Origin of the sequence: Leptospira jelokensis (assembly GCF_004769635.1) — a bacterium.
GTDB classification, from domain to species: Bacteria; Spirochaetota; Leptospiria; order Leptospirales; family Leptospiraceae; genus Leptospira_A; species Leptospira_A jelokensis.
The window spans coordinates 192,821-216,806 of sequence record NZ_RQGH01000011.1 but is presented as its reverse complement, the minus strand read 5'-3'; the positions used below and the strand labels follow the sequence as shown (position 1 = coordinate 216,806).

Here is a 23,986-nt window from a genome sequence, read left to right as displayed (position 1 = left end):
ATTTTTTTCATACTGCTTGCCCAAAATTTCGAATTTAATTTCCTAGATAATGAGAACATAAGATTCAAATGAGCACCAAATATAACGAATCACCCTTTTTCTATAAAAGACGTCTTACTCGGGAAGTGAAGGTGGGAGATGTTGGAATTGGAGGCAAAAATCCAATCCGCGTGCAATCCATGATTACATCTAACACAAGAGATACGGATGCAAGTATCCAACAAATTCTAGAGTTAGAAAAAGCGGGTTCAGAAATCGTTCGCCTAACAGTGCCAAGTCAGGCGGATGCCGATAACCTACCAAATATCCGAAAACGGATGAAAGAACTTGGCCTAAAAGTTCCTTTGGTCGCAGACATTCACTTCACTCCACAAGTTGCATTAAAATGTGTGGAATGGGTCGAAAAGGTTCGCATCAACCCAGGAAATTTTGCCGACAAAAAAAAATTTGAAATCATAGAATACACTGACAAAGACTATAACGAAGAACTCGAACGAATTGAAGAAGTATTTACTCCCCTAGTGCTTCGAGCAAAAGAACTAGGTGTAGCAATGCGGATTGGAACCAATCACGGAAGTTTATCTGATCGGATCATGAACCGATTCGGAGACACTCCTCTTGGGATGGTGGAGTCTGCATTAGAATTCATTCGGATCGCAGAAAAAAATTCCTACAAAGATATCGTTGTCTCCATGAAAGCTTCGAACCCTCAAGTGATGATACAAGCCTATCGCATGTTAGTTGCAAGATTTTACGATTTAGGAATGGATTACCCATTACATTTAGGAGTTACGGAAGCAGGTGATGGAAAAGATGGTAGGATCAAATCTGCAATTGGTATTGGAAGTTTACTCGAAGATGGTCTCGGTGATACCATTCGAGTTTCACTCACTGAAGATGCCATCCACGAAATTCCTGTCGCAAAGGAACTTGTGCGCAAATACAATGAACTTTTTTTAAGTTCTCTTTCGAATCCTGGAAATCCGATCCGAAACGAAAGGGAAACCATTTACTCCGAGTTTCGAGACCCTTACCAATATTCGAAGTTTTATTCTAAAGAAATCACCATCGGGGATATAAAAATTGGGGATATGAATCCCGTTCGGATCGAATCCTGTTTTCCCTTTTTTGGAGAAGGAACTGCCGAAGAAGTCCTCCACCTCATCCAAAAAGAATCCAAATCAGGAAGAGTCCCTGAACTACTGTCTTTCCATATCGATTCCGAAATGGATTTATTGTCACTTGCAACAAATGTTAGGCGAGGATCTTTCCCACTTCCCGTTTCCGTTTCCCTCTCAAATGAACTCCTTTACCAATATGATGCACTGGCAGAAGAATTGTATAAATTTCAAAAATGGGTCATCACTCCTTCCCTTTTCTTAAAGGAATCGGAAGAGTCCTGGGATGATCTTTTGGACTTTGTCTCGAGGTATGCCAAAGACAAACGGTCAGTTGAATGGTCGTTTGGGGTTTCCGAGATTGAAGATGTGAAACTTGTCTTAAAGGAATGTAAAAAAAGAAAACTAGAAAATATTTTATTTTCTGTTAGTGATGGAGACCTACTCTCTGTTAGAAGACTTGCGTTTCTTTTGCAGGAATCGGATTACCCAATTGTCTTAGAAGTAACTGACAAAAACAAAGACCAGCTGATGTACAATGCATCCATTAAGGCTGGTGGGAGTTTACTCGATGGGATTGGAGATGTGATTCGCCTATCGTATGGAGATGGGGAAGCAGAAGAATGTTTGCATTTGAGTTTTGATATCTTACAAGCCACACGACTTCGTTTGACAAAAACAGAATACATATCTTGTCCCTCTTGCGGAAGGACAATGTTCGATTTGCAATCCACAACTGCAAAAATCAAAGAAAAAACAGGACATCTTAAAGGTGTGAAAATCGCTGTGATGGGTTGCATTGTGAATGGACCTGGGGAAATGGCTGATGCTGATTTTGGGTATGTGGGAGCTGGAGTGGGTAAGGTACACCTCTACAAAGGAAAGGAAATTGTCAAAAAAGGGGTATCAGAAGTCGAAGCTCCTGAACTTCTCATCGAACTCATCCGTGAAAATGGGATGTGGACAGATCCTGAATAAAAAATAGTTTCCTTTCGTTTCTCCTTTCGATAATTTCATCCAGGTGGAAGAAAACGAATCAAAAGAAATTTTATCCAAAATCCAATCGATGGAGAGAGAACTTTTTTTCTTAAAAGAAAGAGTCCTCTCCCTATCCCAATCGAAAACCATTTCAAAACCAATACCTTCCGAATTACCAAAACAAATCCATCCTTTGGACAACAAAGAAACTGTTCCTTTGGAAGAAGGTCCCAATTGGTTCATCCAATGGATCGGCCAAAATCTATTTGTAAAACTAGGTGTGTTTTCTCTCATCCTTGCATCGGTTTGGTTTTTTTATTTGGCCATCGAAGAGTATTGGATCAATGAATCGGTTCGCATTTGGATTGGAATTTTATCTTCCTTACCAGTATTGTGGTATGGCTATAAAACGAAAGATACACGCCCCTACCTATCTCCTAGTTTACTTGGATTAGGAATTGCAGTATTATTTTCTGCGTATTACTCAGGCTATGTATGGTACGATTTGTACGGAACAGAAACTTGTTTTGTAGGACTTATCCTATTGAGTTTAACGGCGGTTGGTATTTCGTATGCGGAAAAAAGTGAAGTTCTCTTTGGGTTTGCGAGTTTAGGAGTTTTCCTTTCCCCTATTTTAGTTTCCACGGGTCAAAATTCGTATCCATTTCTTTTTACCTACTTACTCATTTGGAATGCTCTTTTCTTTTGGATCCGTAAAGAGATGGAATGGAAAGTCATTCCCCTTATCGTATTATTTGCAAACCACCTCATCTTTGCCATTTGGGCAGAATCTAAATTACAAGATGCCAAGTTGTTTTATCCTTTGGCATTCCAGATTGGTGTGTATCTTCTCTTTTTAATCAGAGAATTCCAGGTTCTAAAAGCCAATCGAGAAAAAGAACCAGTCCTCACTTTGGTCACTCTTGGGTTTACATTAGGACTTGGATTCATTCAGGCTTTTTGGATATTTGGAATTTTTTACCCAACTCTGAAACCGTTTTTACTCACGTTGTTTCTTTTGAGTTTTTACATGATCTATAGTAGGTCCTTAAAAGAAATCACATTAACAGAGAAAGCCAAATCTACCTATGACATTGTAGGTCTCTTTGGTTTACCTCTCATCATCAGTGTGATCGTAATGGGTATGACAGGAAAAACTTTGGCCTTTAGCCTGATCAGTTTTGCCTTTGTTGTCACTATGGCAAGCACCTATTCCAAACAAATGTATATGTATTTGGCAACTTTTCCTGTTTGGTTTTTTGCTTTGTTGTATGCTTTCGCATTCACCTATCGATCCTTTAATGAAATCCCTTTTCTCAATGGAAGGTTTGTGATTTTTGCAACGGGAAGTTTGTATTTGGTATTATCCTATTGGTATAGCCGAAATTTTTCTCCCTTCGCCAAACTCTTTTTATATGTTGCGTATCCCTATTTTTTACTTGGTAACTTTGTGGAGATTCATTTGGGTTTTCCTGAAGAAAAAAGACTATTCCTCTATTCGATTTGTTTGATTTTTTATGGGCTTTGCACACTTGTCATCGGGTTTAAAAAAGAGATCCAATCATTAAAAGTGGCGGGATTTGTCTCACTGGCACTTGTCATCGCTAAATTTTATCTATATGATTTTTGGAATTTATCCTTGGGTTACAGAATCCTTGCAGGTTTATTTTTAGGAATCACACTCATCGTTACAGGAACATTTTACAATCGTATCAAAAAGGAAACCGTATGAAATCAATCATTCAAATTTATTCTCTTATCACAATTTTATTCTCAGTTGCAATGATCGCAAGGCCGTTGCCAATCGAGAATTTTAAATACAAAAAGGAAATCACTATCCAAACAAAAAACCCATCCAATCAAATCGTTAGAGTGTTACTGGATGATGAATTTTACAAACATTCCTATTATGCCGACCTACGTGTCACAAAAAATGGAGAAATCGTTCCTTATAAAATTCAAAACGCAGAAGAGATTAGCAAATACACTGAAAAATTAAAACCTGAATTACTTTTTACGAAAAAAGATGATTTGGAGGTTTATGTATTAGAGCTTCCCAAACTTCCAGAAGGAATGAGTTATTCGAAATTAACAGTTTCAAGTGCCTTTGATTATGAAACGTCCATCACATTAAAATTAGGTGATAATCCCGATACTTTTTTTGAAACGAAAAATGTATTTTTATATAAGTATGGATCACAAACCTCCGGTGAAATTGATTTAGGAAATACAAAATATCGTTATGTTCGTTTAGAAGCGGAAAATGGATCGAATTTAAAATTCCCTTCGGTGACTCGTATCAAAGGAAACAAAAATCTTTACTTTGAAAAAGTTCATCCAGTCCCGAACCCAAACTTAGAAGAAAACTCAGTATTATTTTCGTTTCCAAACGAAAACCAAAGTAGTTTCCAATCTCTCAAACTGAGTTTTGAAGAAAAAAATTGGGAACGAACCATCACCGTGCGTGCAAAAATCAATAAAAAAGAATGGGACACTGTTTTCCAAGGTACAATGAACCATAGGGAAAACGAAGGGACATACACTGAAATTCCCATCTCTTCCCCCGTGAATTCTGAATTTACCATCGAAATCAATGATGGTGAAAATGAAACCCTCCATCTTAAGGAAGTCATCACAGTCCAACCCTTAGAAGAAATATTATTTTTTACAGATACCGATTCAGAAGTACAAAACTATGTTTTGTACTATGGAAACCCTTACCAATGGACTGCGAACTTTGACCCTTACACCTACCCTTCCTCCGATGATTTGAGAGAAAAAACACCAATTGAGGCAAAATTAGGAAAGGAAATGGAAAACCCTGAATTTGGATATAGTTTGATTTACCCACCAATCTCTGGTTATCTCACAACAATCTTATTTTATTTGGGTATTTTTACCTTACTTTTCTTTATCTTTTCCATATTAAAATCCAAACGACTTGTGGCAAAGGAATCAGTCTAAGGCAATACAAAACCAAACGACGTAAAAAGAAGGAACCAATGAAAACAGAATTTTTAATCACCCTTATCGGAATTGCCAGCCCCTTATTGTTCTTTGTGGACTGTACTGGCACAAGACCAAACGATTTAGGAATCCGATCGGGAAAATTATTAGAATGCCCATCCACTCCTAATTGTGTCAGCTCGTACACTGATCCTTCCGACAAAGAACATTTCCGAGCTCCGGCACCTTACACCAAACCGACGAGCGAAGCAGTGGCAATCTTAAAACAAAGGATTTTGGAAACACCACGTACAAAAATCATCAAAGAAGAAAACAATTACCTTTATGTGGAGTTTACATCATTTTTGATGCGTTATGTGGACGATGTCGAATTTTATTTTGATGAAAAAACAAAACAATTGCATTTTCGTTCGGCATCAAGACTCGGCAAATCAGACTTTGGAGTGAACCGAAAACGAATCGAAACACTCTTAAAGGACCTTACCATTTAAATACAAAGGATACTTTAGTACCTTACGTTTTCCCTAACGAAAACCCAATCGTGAAATCCTTTCCCAGAAAGGAATCCGCGATTGGTGATGTTTCCTCTATCTCTTATTTTTTCTTGTGAATTTCCTGAAGGGAATTCACAGAGTAACCTTTGTCTTTCATTTCCACAAGGCCATGGATCAATGCCTTTGCCGCTTGTGAAGTAGTGAGACAAGGTACTTTGTATTTGATCGCTGCTTGTCTGATTGTAAATGCGTTTTCACGAGTTACCCTAGACAATGGTGTGTTGATGATGAGGTGGATTTTTTTCTCTTTGATGTAATCAATCACGTTTGGAAAGTACCCATCATAGATTTTATTGATCTTACTGGATAAAATTCCATTGTCTGATAAAAACTTATGAGTTCCTTCCGTGGCAATGATGTTATATCCAAGATTGGAAAGTGATCTTACAGATTCTAAAAGTTCTTTTTTTGTTTTGTCATTGATCGTAACAAAAACGGTCCCATGTTTAGGAGGTTCCTCCCCTGCCATGATCTGCGCTTTGACAAAGGCTTCACCCTTGGTTGCCGCAACTCCCATCACTTCTCCTGTGGATCGCATTTCAGGACCAAGGATGGTATCGACACCAGGAAACTTACTAAACGGAAGCACTGCTTCTTTGACAGTGATCATCGGTGCTGTGAATCGTTTTCCCAATTTAAAGGAAGAAAGTGGTTCACCGAGCATCAGTCTCACGGCAATTTTCACGACAGGGATTCCAATCGATTTCGCAACAAAAGGAACTGTTCTCGATGCCCTTGGGTTTACCTCTAAAACATAAAGTGTTTCATCTTTGATTGCATATTGGACATTAATGAGTCCCTTTACATCAAGTTCTAAAGCCAATCGGTAAGTTGCCTCTTCAATTTCTTGGATCATCTTTTGTGAAATGCTTTGAGGGGGCAATACACATGCGGAGTCACCAGAATGGATCCCTGCTTCTTCAATGTGCTCCATCACTCCCGCGATGAATACATCCTTTCCATCACAGAGTGCATCCACATCCACTTCGGTTGCATCTTGTAAAAAGGAATCCACAAGGAGTGGTCTGTCTTCCGACACCTCTTCTGCTTCTTCCATGTATTTATCTAATTCTGTTTCTTCATTGACGATGAGCATCGCCCGACCACCTAACACATAGGATGGTCTCACAAGCACTGGGTATCCAATTTTTCTTGCAATTTCTCGAGCTTTGTCTTTGGAAGATGCAATTCCATTTTCTGGGGATTTTAGGTTTAACTTATCCAATACTTCCGCAAATCGTTTTCTGTCTTCAGCACGGTCAATTGAATCAGGACTTGTTCCAAGGATTGGAACCCCTCTTTTTTCCAATGCTTTCGCAAGTTTCAAAGGGGTTTGGCCACCTAACTGAACGATCACACCATCAGGCCTTTCTTTTTTGAAAATCGCCATCACATCTTCTAAACTAAGTGGTTCGAAATACAATCTGTCTGATGTGTCGTAATCCGTGGATACCGTTTCTGGATTGGAGTTAACCATGATTGATTCAACTCCTGCTTCTTGTAAGGAAAAAGAAGCATGGCAACAACAATAATCAAATTCGATCCCTTGGCCAATTCGGTTGGGGCCTCCCCCAAGGATCATCACCTTCTTTTTGGAAGTTACATCCGATTCATCTTCTTCATCATACGAAGAATACATATAAGGCGTAAAGGCTTCAAATTCACCTGCACAAGTATCAATTCGTTTGTAAACTGGATGGATGTTTTTTTCCTCTAAGTAAGCCTCAATTTTTTCTTCTTCTTCTCTAAGAGTTTTATCCACTTTCGCTTTTGTGATTTCAATGGCCGCACCACTTCTCACTTGTGCTAAAATTTGTTCTTCCTTCGAAAGGAAAGCAAGTTGGCGATTCGAAAAACCAGCTCGTTTCATCTCTTCGATGATTTGGTTGCCTTCTTTACGGTATCTGTTTTCCAATTGGAAAAGTTCTTCAAATTGGTATAAAAACCATGGATCAATTTTACAAATTTCATGGATTTCTTCTACACTCATCCCAAAATCAAACGCCATCTTAACATAAAAAATTCGTTTGTCGGTTGGGCGTTTTACTTTCGCAGTCAGCCATTCCTTTTTTTGTTCTTTGGGAATCGCTTCCCATTCCATTAGTTCTTTTAAATACCCATCACTTCCGAATCCAAATCGATCCGTTTCCAATGAACGTAAGGCTTTTTGAAAACTTTCTTTGAAGTTACGTCCAATGGCCATTGCTTCCCCAACAGCTTTCATTTGGACACCTAAGGTATTGTCAGAACCTGGAAATTTTTCAAATGCAAATCTTGGAATTTTAGTCACAACATAATCGATGGACGGCTCAAAGCTAGCAGGTGTTACGCGAGTGATATCGTTTCTGATTTCATCTAAGGTATAGCCAATCGAAAGCAGAGCTGCAATTTTTGCGATTGGAAAACCTGTTGCTTTGGAGGCAAGTGCAGAAGAACGAGATACCCTTGGGTTCATCTCAATCACAATCACATCACCGTTTTCAGGGTTCACAGCAAATTGGATATTGGACCCACCAGTTTCCACTCCAATTTCTCGTATGATATCAATCGACATATCACGAAGTCTTTGGTATTCTTTATCACTTAATGTTTGTTGTGGGGCAACCGTAATCGAATCTCCTGTGTGAACACCCATTGGGTCTAGGTTTTCAATGGAACAAATGATCACCACGTTATCATTTAGATCCCGCATCACTTCTAATTCAAATTCCTTCCAACCCATTACAGACTCTTCTACAAGGATTTGAGAAATTGGAGAAGCCGATAAACCTTTTTGAGCGATCTCCTCAAATTCAGATTCGTCATAACAAGTTCCACCACCTGTACCACCTAAGGTGAACGCAGGACGGATGATGATAGGAAATCCGATATCATCTTTTGCTTTCCTTGCGGCTTCCATATCAGAAACCATATATGACTTTGCGACGCGAATTCCCAATTTTTCCATCGCAAGTTTGAAGAGTTCTCTATCTTCGGCTTTGCGAATGGCATCAACTTTGGCACCAATGAGTTCGACATTGTACTTTTCTAAAATGCCTTCACGGTGTAAGGCAAGGGCTAAGTTCAGGGCAGTTTGTCCACCTACTGTAGGTAAGATGGCATCTGGTTTTTCTTTTTTAATGATTTTTTCAAGGACTGGGACAGTAAGTGGTTCGATGTAGGTAGCGTCTGCAAGATCGGGATCCGTCATAATCGTTGCAGGATTCGAATTCACTAATATAACTCGAATTCCTTTTTCTCGCAAAGCCTTTGTTGCTTGGGTTCCGGAATAGTCAAACTCACATGCCTGCCCGATGACGATTGGTCCGGATCCGATGATCAAAATTGATTGTAAGTCGTTACGTTGCGGCATAGTTTCCTCTTTTTTTCTTATAAGTTTTCATTGATATCTGATAAAGAACTTGGTATTAAATATTCCCCGGCAACCGAGGCACTCTCCCATTTCACAACTGTTTTGTACAAAACGTCTTTCATTTTAGCAGCCATAGGGTGATTGGGATAAAGATTCGTTTGATTGAGGGGGTCTTTTTTTCGATCGTATAACTCAAATTTCACACCTTCCCTTGTGGGAATGTAAATCAATTTGTAATTTGAATTTTGAATGCTTCTGTGTTTGGAAAATGCAATTGTCTCCCGATAAATTGGATCTGTGATCATAATTTGGTAATCTTCTTCCGGTACAACTTGGTGGAGGGATAAGATATTTGGATATGGGATCCTTTGTTTTTGGAAAAAATGATTCCCAACATCAGAAAACCAAATCCCAGTTTCTGCATATACAAATCGGTCTTCTTTCCAATCTTTTTCCTTTAAGACGCCTAACAACGATTTACCTGGGTATTCCGATGGATAAGGAATTTTGAAATAATCTAAAAATGTTGGAACCAAATCCACACTGGAAGTGATTCCAAAAAACTCCCTTTCGCTTTCTCTGGCTTCTTGGAACTTAGAAGAATTGGGAAACTTGATCATGAAAGGAACATGTGTGACAGATTCCCCACGTAAGTGTTCCCCATGCCCTTGTCCGTGGATATCTTCATACAAAGCTTCACCATGATCGGCAGTGAGGATGATGATGGCATCCTCATAAATCCCTTGGTCTTTCAGATATCCTATCATTTCACCAAATTCTTGATCAAAGGCATAAACTGCGCTATCAAATAAGCTACGAATTTGTGAGATTTCTTCCTGATTTGGTAGATTTGCATCCGTAGGGTCCACAAATTTTAGGTATTTGTATTTCCCATAGTAATCTGAATTCGTATAACGTTTGTAATATGGGTATGAAGGAGTGTATGGAAAGTGAATCACACTGGAAAAATAGGTGATCGTATATGGAGAATCTTTTTTTTCTTTTACCAAAGAACGGAACCGGTTTATCAGCCTTTTCCCATCTCCCCAAGTCGAAAGGCCATCCAATTCTTCTAAATACATCCCACCCGAAAACCAAGAACCAACAAGAAATGGCAAAACCATAATCTGTGTTTCCGCAGTCCTTTGCACAGTCATGATCCTTGCATTGAAGTTAGGAGCAAAAACAGAATCAAAACCAAAATTGGCTCTCGGAAAAATATCAGCGGCAAAACTACCGATTGCATAGTTCTCATACCCAATTTTATTTAAGAATTGTTGGATCGTTGGGAAGGATGAAGAACCGATCCGCTGTTTTTCCTCTGGAGATGGAAACATATCCCGAACTTTATGATCCATTGCATATTTACCAGTTAGGGTATCAGTCCAACTTGGAAAGGTTCGTGGAATCGTTGTATGGTGGTCGTGAAACTGGAAGGCATCTCTTTTAAACAAATCGATATTTGGTGTGATGGAGGATCCATTGATTTGGTATCCTATTTTATCATAACGCAAAGAATCGGCAGAAAGAATATAAATGGGAGGTTTTCCCAACTGTTTTGAATAACGAAAGGATGAGATAGAGGTCCATATACTCGGAATTAGGTACAAAAACAAAAGGAAAACAAAACCAAGTCCATAGGTTTTGATATGGACATTTTGGTATCGTTTTCCTTGCCAGAGAATAAAGGCAAAATAAACCAATCCAAAAAAATACAATCCATGGATATGGAGGAAACCTAAAACCAAAACATGGAGTATGGCAAAAAAACTTTCTTTGGTTTTATAAAGGTAAGTTTGACGAAACAGAAGTCCAAACAAAATTCCCAAGGCCAAAATCAAAACCATTGAAGGTAAAATGGGAGGGATATGGTCTGTCAAAAAATAAAGTAATGGTGCAAAACTTGGATAGCGGAAAAAAAAGAATTCACCATATATTTGAGGGAACCGAATCATCGATTCCGAAAGCGCTAAAAATTCAATTCCTAGTACCGAACCAACTAACACATACCAACTTATCTTTTGTTTGTTTAAAAAACTGAAAATTAAGTGGACGAGAGTAAATAGAGTAGTGTGTAGAAAAAGAGATACAGAAAAAACTTTTACTGTCGTAGAGAGATAAACTCCAAAAAAAGCACCTAAGTACTGTTTTAGGAAGTCACCTACATCAACTCCCATAATGGTAAAACTAGTATTAAAGAGTAAGAAAAATAGATAAAAAAAAACTGAATGATAAAAGGATATTTTGAAAATTCGGATGGGGAAAAGAGGGGCTTGGTTCGGACCCATTAGAGTCATCATTCCAAACCCTCTTTATCCGTAAACTTTTCCTAGTCCTTATTTTCCGAAATCCTCACGATTTCGTTCGGCCATTCGGCATGGGTTTCGGGAGAATACATCGCTTCCACCCGAGTCGAAGGCATCACAAAATTTCCCACATGGTTCAAACGGTAACTGTGTTCGATGACATGTTTCCCTTTCGGAAGGTATTCAAAATAAGCTCGGTAAAGGGATAAGGTTTTTTCCTCAAAACTTAAGTAGTACGAAGTCTCCTTGGGACCATCCTGTCCGATTTGGGATTCACGCCCAAACCCCCGCCCAAGCGGGAGAGATCCAGGAGGGAGCGGGTCCTCGACGACTACCCAAGTCTTATCGGAATCAGCATCAATTTCGAGTTTCACCTGAATCGTATCCCCTTTCGACAAAACACCTGGTTTTGCCACTTGGAGGGGTTTCCAAGTACGTTTGATCCGATAGCCACTGGCAATGGGTTCCTTCAGTGGGAGGATACTTTGAACCGACCACTCAAGCCATGGTTTCCCTTTTCCGTCATAGGTCACCGTGAGAGTTTCAGGAGTTTGGCCAAGGGATTGTGAGATGGTTTGTTTTCCATTGGGTTCCAATGCAAAACTTTCCTTTTCTGTTTGGATTTTGACCTTTCCACCTGCCACCTTTTCACCTTCGATGAGTTTACTCACACGATCAAAAACGAGAACTGAATACGCATTTCCTAATGTACTATCATACCTTCCTTGTTTTTGCATTTTTACAAATGCTTTGATGATCCGAGCTAGGTCTTTTTTATAAGAGGGTTCTGTTATGGACCAAAGCAAAAACTTGGCCATCGTGTAATCCCGACTTCCTAAAATCCACCATGGATTGGTAAACCCAGAATCAGCGATGATGAGTTCGGAACCTTGTAGGTTGAGTTTTGATCGCAATACACTAAATAGGCGATTTTTAACATTAGGATCTGCCCCATTCACTCGATTATAAATCTCTGATAAATCGATTAAAGATGCTGTTGGTAAAAATTCCAGTCCATCAAAAATGGGTCGGACTTGTTCCCAATCATAAGTTTGGTACCTAGTGAGTGCCTCCCAAACAATGATCTTACGAACCACAAGGTCTGCTCCGAATCGGTAACGTTCTCCATACACCCTTCCGTCCAAAAATCCTTGGAGTCCATTTGTCATTTTTACCAAAGTTTCTTCTGGAATGGTTTTGTTTGAAAGTTTAGCGGATGTTAAAACGTAAGCTGTGAGGATCTCACTTCCATGTTCCATCCGTGGAAAGTATTTCACAAGTCCATCGTAATCTAAAAATGAATTTAGATCGGATACAACATCATTCCATAACCCATCAGAACGTAAGCCAATGGCTTTGGAAACCCTTTGTTCCATACAAGCATAGGGATAGGTTTGGAAGTATTTTTGGATGCCACTGAGACTTGTAAGAATGGTAGGTGACGCTTTCCAAACCATTTTGCCTGAGTTAGGTTTTGAACCAGGCGGTGTGACCACTGTTTCCTTAAAAGGTGCTTCATATAACAAAAGTCCTGCTTGGTAAACACGTTCCGAAAAAGCAGGGATCACAGTTTGTTCCACCGTGAGTGAATCCATCACATTTCCGTTTGGTGAGGAAACTTCTAAAGCAAACTTTCGTTTTGTGGTATCTTCTGGAACGGTTAAATCCCAAGTGATGAGTTTTGTTTCCCCAGGTGCCAACATAGCTGACTTTGTTTCCAAATCAGATTTCACTTCCACACCATTTTTTGTATCCACCACACTCAAACGTACACGCAATTGTTCCTTGGTGTCAGAGGCATTCCGAAGGTTCACTTCATGTTGCAGTGTATCACCTAACCGAACAATTGGTGGAATTCCTGAAAAGGATTGTATTTTTTGGGAAGTTTGGATTTTTGCCATGCCTGTTCCAAACTCTTTGGCACCTGATGTGGCAATTGCGACAATCCGAAAGGAAGTTAAGGAATCGTTTAATGGAAAACTAAATTTGTATTTCCCATCTTTACCGACAATTACCTTTCCCTTCCAATAGAGTAAGGTTTCAAATAAGGAACGAGTGGATTGTTTTCCACCTCCCCCTCCTTCTGGTTTTGCCTTCAGTCCAAAATGCCGTTTTCCAATGATTTGTGATTGTGCTGTGGAGGTGACCACTTGGTGGGGCCTTGTTCCCATCATGGCATCTAACAAATTCCAGGTGGGATTAGGAGAAAGTTCAAGCAGTGCTTCATCAACAACAGCCAAAATTACTTCTGTATTTTCTGATGGTACTTTGCCATCTGAGGTTTTGATTTCTAATTCGACATCAGCAGTTTCCCGAACTTGGTATTGTTTTTTGTTTGGAGTGACCGATACGGACAAATTGTACGGTTTGTAACCTACTTTTAGCATGGTTAAACCCAAACGGTAACTTGGTTTTGCTAAGTCTACAAGTCCTGTTGGCTTTGGATCTCCCATACGTCCACGAACAAGAAATACCGAGATATAAACATTGGGTGCATATTCCTTCTTAATGGGAATATTGATAAAGGGATCTTTTCCACTCACTTGGGTCACAAAGTAATCAATGACACCTTCTCGTTCCAAACTCACAAGGGCAGTGCCTTCGCGAAATGGCGAGCGGACTTGCACTTTGATGGTTTCACCCACTTCAACAGAACGTTTTTCTGGCAAAATGTCCATTCGGTTGTGATCACTCACATCAAACCAAGCTTCTTCTTTGGCACTCACCCAAACTTGGTAACTTGAGTTTGTTACATTCCCATTTTTATCTTTTGTTTCTGCAATGAACACAATATCACCGGTTGATGGTGATTTCCCTTCACAGATAAGAATGCCTTTAGAATCTGTTTTGCCTTCACAGAATTCACCCAATCGATTGACTTCTTCATAATGTTCGTATGCATAAAAACCACCCACAAGGCGTTTGCGGTTCGAATAAAATTCCTTTTTAAAAGCATTTACTTTAATTTTTTGAGAAATAACAGGTTTGTCTTTGGCATCTAACACAAGTAACTGGAGCTTCACTTTGTCTTCTGTAAAGTACCAACCATCTGGTAAAATGCCAAGGTGAACCTCAGATTGGGAAACAGGAAAACTACGAAAGGCAGTATGGATTTCTCCAGTGGGATCTGCATATTCCATCTCCACCTGTAAATTTCCATAACCAGGGATGGATTTTAAATCCGTGAATGTATGAGATAAAAATCCTTTGTCATCTGTTTTGGCATTTGTTGAAACCACTTTGGGTTTGGTTTCTTCAATCTCCTCTTCCTCATATCCACTCACTTTCCATTTCCCTTCCTTTATGGAATCTGGTGTGAAACTAAAGGCCGAATATTCTTCTTTTGGAGAGTAAAAACTTGGAACAACTTGGGAACGAATTTTCACAGGCATTTGCGATGCCCCACCTCCCGAAAGGTATTCTAATCCAAATAGGACCTTTGCCTCTTTTGGTGAAATGAGGTTTTGGGAATCACCTGCAAGTTGGATGTTACCTTTGAGAACAGGAAGGCGGAATTCTTCCACTCGGAATTGGGTGATGGTTCTACCATAGCTCGTATCCTCATTGTTATACGGATAAGTGACCAAATACACACCATGTTTTGCATTTTTTGGAATTTTAAATTCAGATTCGGCATGACCAGGAAAAGACCAAACAAGAGGTGAAGAAAAACTCTCCCCAGATCCCTCGTGTTTGATCACAACCATTGGTGGATACTCTTTTGGATCTGCAGGTAACAATCCTTTGTTTCCGAAACTTCTACGAACATGTTTGAGGTGAACTGTTTCCCCTTTTTTAAAAAGCGTTCGGTCTAAAACAATTGACTCCAAATAATTCGCATAACCTGTATTTGCCTGTGGGAGCTGGTAACGCCAACTCTCAATTCCCTTTTCCCAAGTACTCGAAGTAAAACTAATATCATCATTTTTTTGAGCAAAGATGGTTAACCCCGAACCCAACTCATGATAACCACAATATGGTACTTCTTGGAAATTGATATTGCCAAAGAGCATGGTTCCGTCTTTTCCTGTGATGCCTGCTCCTTTCAAATTCCCTTGGCAATCCAGAATTTTAATTTGTACACCTGCTTCCGGCAATCCCGTATCAAGGCTTGTGACCCAAACAAGGCTTGTATCCTTTCCCCATTTGAAATGAGGTGATAAATTGGTTACAAGAGCCGAACTGGAAACATACATTTTTTTTCCTTCACCACTGGCAAAGAGATGGTTTGCTAAGACCTCACTGGTTAACTCCACAACATAAAATCCAGGGGAATCAAAGGGGATTCCAACCACTTCCATCGGTTTTTTGCCATTCGGTTTTGGCATTTGGAAAGAATTCACTTTTGCATTCGTGGCCTGAGTTTGGAATACCGATTGGTTCCTTTCTACTTTCGAAAGTGCTTGGAACCATTTTTGGATTTCCAATATGTCCATGGTTTTTTGGCTTTTCCCTCCCATACCAAGGGAAGTGGATTTAACAGGCAGGTTTGCTTCTAAGTTGCGTAAGGTGACGGGAAGGGCCGGGTTAGCCTTTGATTCTAAAATCCCAAACTTGGCACTAAATTTTGCGAGTGGTGGGAATTCATCAGTTTTAAATTTTAGGGGGAAAGCTGCGCTATTCGCCAAACTCCTGTTTGCATCATCAATAATCTCAGAGATTCTGATTTCAAATTCTGCATTTTCTGGAAACGGGCCAGGAAAACTCACCCAGTCGGAATATTCATTTCCTTTGCCACTTGTTTTTTGTTTCGGGTATTCTTTTCCATCTTTGCCCACAAGTTTGATTTTATCTATTAACTCTTGTGATACGGGAGAGTTAAACGAAAGAGTGACCGGAAGGATAGGGATACAATTTGCATCTGCGGTCGTTCTTTCACAACTAAACCGAGCTGAAAACACAGGCCGTACAGTATAAGTCTGCACTTCGTCTTCGGGGATTTCTCCTCCCCAAACTGATTTGATCCCTTTGCCAAGTACGAGTTGGATCTGTTTATCAGGTAAAAATGTTTGTTTTGCTTTTAAAACAACTGTTTCTTCTTTGTCTTTCTTTCCAAGTGATTGTAAAAATGTTTTTCGTTCCGAACCAGTGACAAGAACCACTGGAATCCGATTTCCCAATTCTTCAGAACGAAAATAGGCAAACTTCTGAAAACTTGTTAGATCTGGTTTTCCATCTAAGTGTAATAAAAAAACTTGGTCTTCCGCAATCGAACTACCGTTATATGGCGATGAGTATCTTACAGAAGGTCCACCTGTATGAAAGGAAAAACTTTTTTCCCCTTGGATCTTTTCTCCACTAAAGGACTTGGTTCCTTCTTTCAAATCAAATCGGCAAACCACTCCGCCTGGGACCTCTTTTTCAAATTCATAAACCCAAGTAGTGGAATCAATAAACCGACTGGTTCCTGAAAAAGGACAATTCACTTGGAAAATTTCGGTGACTGGCCGGATATCACCAAGGGCCACCATTGGCTTTGTGAAACGGACCGTTACTTGTTTTGGCAATTTGACAAAACCATTGGGAGTAAAAAATTCGATCGAAGGTGGCGCGCTTTGGGAGAAATCGGCATCTACCAAAACAAGGGACAAGATGAGTACGAATAAAACTCGGAGGCGAAAGAACATGGAGTGAAATTAGAAAAGGGAATGGGATTGGAAAGAAAAAAAAGAAAATCAGGGATATTGGCCCCTCCCTGCGGGTCTCATAAGGAGAAACATCTATGAACAGTTTTTAGACCGAATCCATTTGGTTTCGGCATTCAAAATCTGAGAAGTATCAGAGTAACTCGGAGGAAAAAAATGAAATTACTCGAACGAACCTGTCGGAAAATACACCACAATCCCCCAAACCAGATGGACCAAAACCAAAAACAAAATGGAATACATAATTTTTGTTTCGGATTCACCATCCAATCGGTTTTTCCAAACGATAAATAAAGAACCTTCGCTAAAACTTGTTCCATCTTTTTCCCAAATGGATTCACGCAGTAAGATTCCTCCAGATCCAAGGCTTGAGATTTGGCAAGTTCCATAATCTTTCGAATAACAAATGGCATATAACGGCCGTTTTGTCTCTTTTCCTGAAAGGGATAGGATCCGTTTGAATCGGAATGTGATGACAGGTCCGTATACAGCACCACCAGATCGTCGTCTCACAAGCAAGGGAGAATCAAATGTTCCCACATCCGTTTCATCCAAACGAAATTCCCTTAAATACAAATACCGATACCCAAGGTTTAGGTGTACTTCTTCTGGTAATACATCAAACTTAGCGGTTAAACCGAGTTTGTAACCCATCGCATCACCCAAAAACAGTAAAACATTCCCACCAGCAAGTAAGGATAAAAACACTGCAAAAAAAATTTTGTAACCAAATGTTTTGGAAACATGAATTCCCAAAAATACTAGTGGCAAAAAGAAAATTAAAAACACCCAAATCGAATGAGAGAGTTGCCAATACATACCAAACGGAAGTAATATGAGTGAAAAAACAAAAATGATGAAAAAGCCAATCCAAAAAAGGAGAAATGAGGAAGGAGAACCTTCACTTGGTTCTTTTTTCCTTCGGTGTTTATTTTCAACAAAAGAAGTGTACATCCACCAATCTCCTGTTAGTCCTTCACCGTAAAACTTGTTCGAATTGTATTCCAATAGGCATTTGCTAATTCCTTCTCGCGTTTTGGATAGGATAACGATAAAAAGTAACCCCTGGGGGCATTGTATACATAATATTCCATCATTTCCATTGGGATCGAATTTCCAATTTCGTCCACTTCCACCCACTCACTCAAATACCCACCATTCACTTCTGTACGTTTGAATTGCAACATACGCATTTGGCTTTTGGATAAGGAACGAACCGAATCCCAAAACACAAAATAGTTTTTTGGATTTCTAAGTGGCCTCACTTTATCAAAACTAGAACCAATTGACAAAATGATTTTTGGTAACGTTTTCTTTTTTTTGCCAGAGGTTTGGAGTTTCAAGGCTTCATCCCATTCCGTTTGCCCTTCTGGTAGATAATTCGATAAAAATTTTACAAATCGAACAATTCGGTAAATACTATCTCGATTTTCCCCATAAATCCCCAAACGATTTCCAAACAGTCCTTCATAACGCAAACTGGCAGGAATTTTCAAACGATATCGAAATGACTCGGACTCTAAATACAAATAGTCCATAGGGGAAACTTCATCCACATAACATCCGTATGGTTCGCTTACTAAATCGAGTGGGATGGTTTGGTCTGACCATTCATTGGCGGCTCGGTTTGTAATTTCATTGGACTGGATGAGCCATTCGGGAAAAAAACCAGAGTCTTTTTCCTTTTTTAAACGGTAACAAAGGTGGATCCCTTTCCCGAGAAAAACGACTTCCTTTTCTTTTCTCACTTCATACAAAACTTCCAGTTCTTTCGCGGCAATATCAGCTTCCAGTTGTTGTGGAAATTCTTTCCTGTATTCATCATCAATTAAAAACCGAATTTTCCCTGAAGGAGAAACCAAGTAATTACGACCAAACCGATCCTTCTTTTTGACTGAGGATTGTTTGTTTTTGAATTCACTTAAGAAACGGTGGTAACTCCTGGATTCTTCTTCCTCAGCATCAGGGATCCAAGGTTTTTGGAGCAGTGGGTCAACAATGATTCCATTACTGCTTTGCGACTGTGGCTGCAAACTTGAGAAAACAGACCAAAGGATCAAAAAAACGGATATCACAAATAACAAACATCGTTTTTTCCAAAAAACAAAATGAGCATTCGCTTTGTAGGATTTGAGAGATGGATCCTCTCTCTGCATCACTTACACCTGGAATTTGGATTGGATAAAATTGAGGGCCATTGAAAAGATTTTTGAAAATTCCTTTTTATGTGCCTCACCATTCACCCGAGACAAAATCCCGCGGAGTAAATTCTGGACCTGTGGGTAATTGGGAACTTCGTAAAATGACTTTTGGATGTGTGGCCATGCCATCTTTACAATTTGCATGAACTCAGGACTTCCTTTTTTGAATTCTTGGATCATGCGGTCGAGCGTCAGTTTGACGATTTGATAGTTTTTGATTTTTTTGACGATGCCTTTCAGAACATCTGGTTTCAGTTCTGATTTGGAACTCATCATCTGAAAGAGTGAATTCCAATCCACCATTTCATTTTTTTGTTCTTTTAACACTTGGGTACGTAAAGATACCACAGCTTTATCAAATTCGGACAAACTTCGTAACCAATTTTGGTAACCAACTTGGTCACCTTTCGTTTGGTAGGTGGTGATGGTTTGCACCAAATCCATAAACTCTTTTACTGAATAATTGCCAAGCCTTACCGAATTTAAATCTACCGCTTGGGCAGGTGGAACTTCTTCTTCGTATTCAATTCCCAAATCGTCGGAAAAATCATCATGGTCATCACTCGCAACAGATGTGTTCCCACTTCCCTTCTCCGATTCAGACGAATCATCAAATTCTAAATCTTCGATTTCATATTCTTCGTTCGTTTTTGTTGCAGAAGAAGTGGAACTGGATTCTAAATGAGGGGTGTCAGTGACTTCTGGTCCAATTTTGACCTCTAACAATTCGCCTGTTAGGTGTTCACCAAAAGTTTCTACGATTTCTTGTAGGATGGATTTATCTTTTTCGGGAATTAAAGATTGTTTCTTAACTGTAGGTGTTGGAGGTGCATTGGCAACGGCAAGTGCTTCTGTTAAGGAAACAGGTTCTTTTTCTGAATCGGCTCCCGCAGGGATCGCAAGCGCCGCTTTTGCGGATGCTGCCATAAGTCCTTGTGGTTCAATGATTTCACCAGTGAGAGGGTTTTCTAAAACCATCAAAATGCCTTTTTGGGCAAACACAAAGTCTTTGGGATGGGTTACTTGTAATCGTTCTACAATTTCTTCTGTGATGGATGTAAAACTAGGAGCCGGAGCATTTTCTAATTTTTCTAATTCTTGGCTTTTGAGTTTTTCTTGGACCTTTGTTAAAACTTCGATAAAGTTAGAATTGAGGTAAGCGGAAACTTCTTCTTTGGTAACCCCAAGGATTGTGGCAAATTGTGGAAGGTGTTCAAAAAACTGGTCCGTTTTTTTGATATTCCCTGTCATATAAGACTTAATTTGTTTGGCCACCTCATCCACTTTGGTTGGGTCCATTTTTTTTGCTTTGAGTAGGCGTTTGAAGATATCGATGTGGGCGTGGAAATAAGAGAGAAATTCCCCATAAGCGGTGAATTCATATTCTCCCTGTCCTTTTTTCTCCAGAACCTTTTTAGAACTTTCTGCCATATCGGAATCTCATCCAATGCATAGGAAAAGTCACAAGGGTCAAGATTTTTACGAACCGATTGACGAAATGCTAGGAGAGGAGAGTCTATGTGTTATGAAACGTTTTTTTTTACTGATTGTGCTTAGTTTTGTCGTGTTCTTATCTACATCCTGCCAAAAACGAGAAGACAAAACCTTAGAGAGAAATTTGTTCACCTTCATTGTATCCTGCACGGGAGGGAGTTTGGAGGCTTGTAATTCAGGCTGTGCTGCGACGTATCCTGATATCACCGGAGCAAATTATACCGCCGCCTCCGCCTGTTTTAGCAACTGCTCTACCAACTGCAATTTATCAGGAACCATTTTACTGTTAACGAATAAGTAGGTTCATTCTGTTCCATAAACCAAAAAGCTTGCGGCAACGATTCCGCAAGTTTCAGTTCGTAACACCCCACCAGGCAAGGTGATACGTTCAATTTTGTTTTGTTCCATCCAGTTTTCTTCGTCCGCATGGAACCCACCCTCTGGTCCAATCACGGGGATTTTGTTTTGCAAGGTTCCCATCACAAACGGATTTTTGCCAAAGGGGTGGAAGACCACCAAACTTTCTTTATGTGCCTCTAACCAGTCACTTGCGGATTCGATGGACAGTTTTAGAATTTCAGTTTGTTTGGATTGGGCGGCCGCTTCTTTTACAATTTTTTCGGCACGTTCTAAATTGAATTCTTTTCGGATCGAGTGACGGAATACCAAAAATACCACTTCATCCAAACCAATCTCTGTGACTTTTTGTAAAAAGAAATCCAATCGATTCCCTTTTGGTAAGGCGATGGCTATTTTTTTGCGGTGGGTTTTTCTCGGCACAAACGCTTCGGTTTGAAAGAAAAGTTCTTTGGAATTAGGTGAATAAACATAATTAAAAAGACCACCTTCTCCGTCTCGGATTTGGATGGTGGTAAATTCATTTTGCAAACGAAGGGCACGAAGGTGGTTTAACTCTTCTTTCGTCAGTTGTATGGATTCTTTTTTTTGGAAGGGAGTCCGAAAAAGGATAAGACCTGGCTCTACCAAATGAATGTTACCGGCTTAGGTTATCCACATTGAAAAGAGAAGCATCCGGGTTCACCGTTTTGTCCACTTCTTGGATTTCCCACACAGTGATGCTACCTGTATTCAAATCTAACATCTCCAAACGGGAAGCCTTTTGGACTTCTTCCACTTTTCCTGCATTGTCTTTGATTTTGACAGGCCCGTATTTTAAGTTTAAGGTTTTGAATAAAATTCCATCACGGTCATGAAAGTCGACACGATAGGGTTTTAGATCCTTTTTCCCAACCAGTAAAACTAATTTCTTATAAAAATAAGGTAAAATGGGTTTTAAGGAAACACGGTAGTACACCTCTCCCCCAATTTCCAAATCTCCGTTTACAAGTGGGTTGTAATTTGCCTGATAGGAATAACCGGAAAGATCCACGTAAAAAAATCCAGTCCCCATTAGGGATTCGTATTTTTCATCATCGGTTTTGCGGAAAAGTTTGGCACTGAGGACATTGAAGAAAAATACATTTTCCCCTTCATCTTTTGTGAGGAGTTTGGACTCAAGGCCACGCCCTTTTCGATCGAATAACAGAAGTGCATCTTCCCCATTGAAAAACCGATTGATTTTCCAAGTTTCCGATGTTCCGTTCCTACGAATGAGGACATAGGTTCCTTTTACAAGGCCCTTTCCAAAATCCATCTCTCGGTCAAGCCTTGCCAAAAGTTCTTGTGCCGACAAACTCGTATCAGGCGCTTGTGCCTCGAGTGTGGCAAAAGAAATCAAAAAAAATAAAATCCAAAGTTTTCGCATGTAATTTCTTTATTCAGCTCTCATCGAAGGTTTTGTATACGAATACAATCCGTGCACACTTCCTTGTGCCTGCGCCGATTCTGTCCTACGTTCAAAACGAAGTTTTCCTTCGCGTAAGGCTTTGTGAAGGTCAGGGATGTTTCGGTATCCCATATCTTGGAAACTTTGTCTTAGGCCTTGCACAAGATAAGGGATGAGATTGAGAACAGATCCTTTGTCTACCACATAACCGGATACACCTTGCGCAACCTTGATCTTTTGTGATTCAGAGAAATACCGTTTGTCCCCACCCTTACTCATCGCTTCCAAACTTGCCATCCCTCTATACTTCTTTAGACGAATGCCGTTTTCATAAAAATACTCACCAGGTGCTTCTTTTGTTCCAGCAAACATGGAACCCATCATACACATGGAAGCACCAATTGCGAGTGCATTGGCGATGTCACCAATATTCGAAATCCCCCCGTCGGCAATGACTGGGACTCCGTGTGCCTGTGCATACTCAGCCGTTTTGAAAACAGCAGTCGCTTGCGCTCGCCCCACTGCCATGGTATCTTGTGTGATGCAAATGGAACCTGGACCCATACCAATTCGTAGTCCGTCAGCCCCAGCCCCAATGAGATTGGCAGCTTGCGCCTTTGTGACCACATTCCCACCAATCACATCGATGTTTGGAAAATTAGATTTGATCCATTGGATCATTTCAATTTGGTAACTGGAATTCCCTTGAGCCGAATCGATGATTATAGCGTCCACTCCAACCCCAGCAAGAGCTGCCATACGATCGCGTGACTCTGGTAAGGTGGAAAGCGCAGCTCCCACTCGCAAACGTTTTTGGTCATCCTTGGAAGACTGAGGGAATTCTTTATTTTTTTTCAGGTCACTTCGGCAAATGAGTGCCACAAGTTTTCCTTGTTTGTCGACGATAGGAAGTTTTCCTTTTTTACTCGTTCGGAGGATATCGTTTGCTTCGAGTAAACTAATGCCAACACTTGCGGTGATGAGTTCTGTCGTCATCACCTTACCTAATTTGATATTACGATCCTTTTCAAAGTCCACATCACGATTGGTAACAATCCCAACTAACTTGGTACTAGCGGTCCCGTTTTCCGTAATCGGAATTCCACTGAAGCCATATTTTTCTTTGACCGCATCCAAATCGGCAACGGTGTGTTCAGGTGAAAGTAGGATTGGATCTTTGATGAATCCATTTTCGTATCGTTTCACTTTACGAACGAGATCCACTTGTTCCTCTATCGTATTATTATAATGGATGATTCCGATTCCACCCATAAGTGCTTGGGCAATCGCCATCTCAGACTCGGTAACAGTGTCCATAGGCGAACTCATAAGGGGTCTTTTGAGTGAAATATTTTTGGAAAGTTTTGTTTCTAACTCCACATCGCTTGGATTGAAGTCTATATACCCAGGTAGTACTAAAAAATCTCGATACGTGAGACCCATGTTGACCGAGAAGAGCTCTTGTCCACTGACTCCGTCGAGAAGCTCAGATCCTGGTAGGGGGTGATTTGACATAATTATCCTTCCTTTTTCTACTTTAGGTAAGAAAACTCTGCGTGCAAGAGAATTTCAGGAGAAAATTGAC

At 40.0% G+C, this 23,986-nt stretch carries 14 protein-coding genes; 5 read left to right on the top strand and 9 right to left on the bottom strand.

The window, feature by feature from the left end; translation table 11 throughout:
* Positions 1 to 68 precede the first annotated feature (68 nt).
* From ispG to EHQ62_RS05410, 4 genes are read left to right on the top strand one after another with little or no spacing between them, the layout of a single operon-like run.
* Entirely contained in the window at positions 69 to 2,096 is a 2,028-nt protein-coding gene (gene ispG / locus EHQ62_RS05425; RefSeq protein ID WP_135641190.1) for a (E)-4-hydroxy-3-methylbut-2-enyl-diphosphate synthase, read from the top strand.
* A gap of 43 nt (positions 2,097 to 2,139) precedes the next feature.
* Positions 2,140 to 3,828, top strand: coding sequence for a DUF2339 domain-containing protein (locus EHQ62_RS05420; RefSeq protein WP_135641189.1), 1,689 nt, complete (start codon positions 2,140 to 2,142; stop codon positions 3,826 to 3,828).
* On the top strand, positions 3,825 to 5,060 hold the full coding sequence (locus tag EHQ62_RS05415) for a hypothetical protein (protein ID WP_208720627.1): 1,236 nt from the start codon (positions 3,825 to 3,827) through the stop codon (positions 5,058 to 5,060). The genes EHQ62_RS05420 and EHQ62_RS05415 overlap by 4 nt, the downstream gene beginning before the upstream one ends.
* A 38-nt stretch (positions 5,061 to 5,098) precedes the next feature.
* Positions 5,099 to 5,554, top strand: coding sequence for a DUF1499 domain-containing protein (locus tag EHQ62_RS05410; RefSeq protein ID WP_135641188.1), 456 nt, complete (start codon positions 5,099 to 5,101; stop codon positions 5,552 to 5,554).
* Between the two features lie 103 nt (positions 5,555 to 5,657).
* Here EHQ62_RS05410 and carB read toward each other — a convergent pair whose 3' ends face one another.
* The 6 genes from carB to EHQ62_RS05380 form a co-directional block, all read right to left on the bottom strand.
* A complete protein-coding gene (carB, locus tag EHQ62_RS05405) occupies positions 5,658 to 8,969 on the bottom strand; it encodes a carbamoyl-phosphate synthase large subunit (protein ID WP_135641187.1) in 3,312 nt (1,103 codons plus the stop codon).
* 17 nt (positions 8,970 to 8,986) lie between these two features.
* On the bottom strand, positions 8,987 to 11,257 hold the full coding sequence (locus EHQ62_RS05400; RefSeq protein ID WP_135641186.1) for a sulfatase family protein: 2,271 nt from the start codon (positions 11,255 to 11,257) through the stop codon (positions 8,987 to 8,989).
* A 41-nt stretch (positions 11,258 to 11,298) separates the two neighbouring features.
* On the bottom strand, positions 11,299 to 16,902 hold the full coding sequence (locus EHQ62_RS05395; protein WP_135641185.1) for an alpha-2-macroglobulin family protein: 5,604 nt from the start codon (positions 16,900 to 16,902) through the stop codon (positions 11,299 to 11,301).
* Positions 16,903 to 17,082: 180 nt separating this feature from the next.
* Positions 17,083 to 17,928 carry a hypothetical protein gene (locus tag EHQ62_RS05390; RefSeq protein ID WP_341866965.1) on the bottom strand — a complete coding sequence of 282 codons (846 nt, stop codon included), beginning with the start codon at positions 17,926 to 17,928 and terminating at the stop codon, positions 17,083 to 17,085.
* Positions 17,889 to 19,076, bottom strand: coding sequence for an LIC10775 family protein (locus EHQ62_RS05385; RefSeq protein WP_244241646.1), 1,188 nt, complete (start codon positions 19,074 to 19,076; stop codon positions 17,889 to 17,891). The genes EHQ62_RS05390 and EHQ62_RS05385 overlap by 40 nt, the downstream gene beginning before the upstream one ends.
* Positions 19,077 to 19,079: 3 nt before the next feature.
* A complete protein-coding gene (locus tag EHQ62_RS05380) occupies positions 19,080 to 20,552 on the bottom strand; it encodes a hypothetical protein (RefSeq protein ID WP_135641184.1) in 1,473 nt (490 codons plus the stop codon).
* Between the two features lie 94 nt (positions 20,553 to 20,646).
* On the opposite strand from EHQ62_RS05380, the gene EHQ62_RS05375 reads away from it, so the two are divergent.
* Positions 20,647 to 20,916, top strand: a complete 270-nt coding sequence (locus EHQ62_RS05375; protein WP_135641183.1) for a hypothetical protein — start codon at positions 20,647 to 20,649, stop codon at positions 20,914 to 20,916.
* 2 nt (positions 20,917 to 20,918) lie between these two features.
* Here EHQ62_RS05375 and EHQ62_RS05370 read toward each other — a convergent pair whose 3' ends face one another.
* The 3 genes from EHQ62_RS05370 to guaB are packed head-to-tail and all read right to left on the bottom strand — an operon-like array spanning position 20,919 to position 23,916.
* Positions 20,919 to 21,602, bottom strand: coding sequence for a 16S rRNA (uracil(1498)-N(3))-methyltransferase (locus EHQ62_RS05370; RefSeq protein ID WP_135641182.1), 684 nt, complete (start codon positions 21,600 to 21,602; stop codon positions 20,919 to 20,921).
* Between the two features lie 7 nt (positions 21,603 to 21,609).
* Complete coding sequence (locus EHQ62_RS05365; RefSeq protein ID WP_135641181.1) at positions 21,610 to 22,380, bottom strand: outer membrane lipoprotein-sorting protein; 771 nt, start codon at positions 22,378 to 22,380, stop codon at positions 21,610 to 21,612.
* Positions 22,381 to 22,389: 9 nt separating this feature from the next.
* On the bottom strand, positions 22,390 to 23,916 hold the full coding sequence (gene guaB, locus EHQ62_RS05360; RefSeq protein ID WP_135641180.1) for an IMP dehydrogenase: 1,527 nt from the start codon (positions 23,914 to 23,916) through the stop codon (positions 22,390 to 22,392).
* Between the last annotated feature and the right edge of the window lie 70 nt (positions 23,917 to 23,986).

Bases quoted from the DNA above. Each gene is read 5' to 3' on its own strand.
- ispG (WP_135641190.1), top strand. From the start codon at position 69: ATGAGCACCAAATATAACGAATCACCCTTTTTCTATAAAAGACGTCTT.
- EHQ62_RS05415 (WP_208720627.1), top strand. From the start codon at position 3,825: ATGAAATCAATCATTCAAATTTATTCTCTTATCACAATTTTATTCTCA.
- EHQ62_RS05410 (WP_135641188.1), top strand. From the start codon at position 5,099: ATGAAAACAGAATTTTTAATCACCCTTATCGGAATTGCCAGCCCCTTA.
- carB (WP_135641187.1), bottom strand. From the start codon at position 8,969: ATGCCGCAACGTAACGACTTACAATCAATTTTGATCATCGGATCCGGA.
- EHQ62_RS05400 (WP_135641186.1), bottom strand. From the start codon at position 11,257: ATGGGTCCGAACCAAGCCCCTCTTTTCCCCATCCGAATTTTCAAAATA.
- EHQ62_RS05395 (WP_135641185.1), bottom strand. From the start codon at position 16,902: ATGTTCTTTCGCCTCCGAGTTTTATTCGTACTCATCTTGTCCCTTGTT.
- EHQ62_RS05385 (WP_244241646.1), bottom strand. From the start codon at position 19,076: ATGCAGAGAGAGGATCCATCTCTCAAATCCTACAAAGCGAATGCTCAT.
- EHQ62_RS05380 (WP_135641184.1), bottom strand. From the start codon at position 20,552: ATGGCAGAAAGTTCTAAAAAGGTTCTGGAGAAAAAAGGACAGGGAGAA.
- EHQ62_RS05375 (WP_135641183.1), top strand. From the start codon at position 20,647: ATGAAACGTTTTTTTTTACTGATTGTGCTTAGTTTTGTCGTGTTCTTA.
- EHQ62_RS05365 (WP_135641181.1), bottom strand. From the start codon at position 22,380: ATGCGAAAACTTTGGATTTTATTTTTTTTGATTTCTTTTGCCACACTC.
- guaB (WP_135641180.1), bottom strand. From the start codon at position 23,916: ATGTCAAATCACCCCCTACCAGGATCTGAGCTTCTCGACGGAGTCAGT.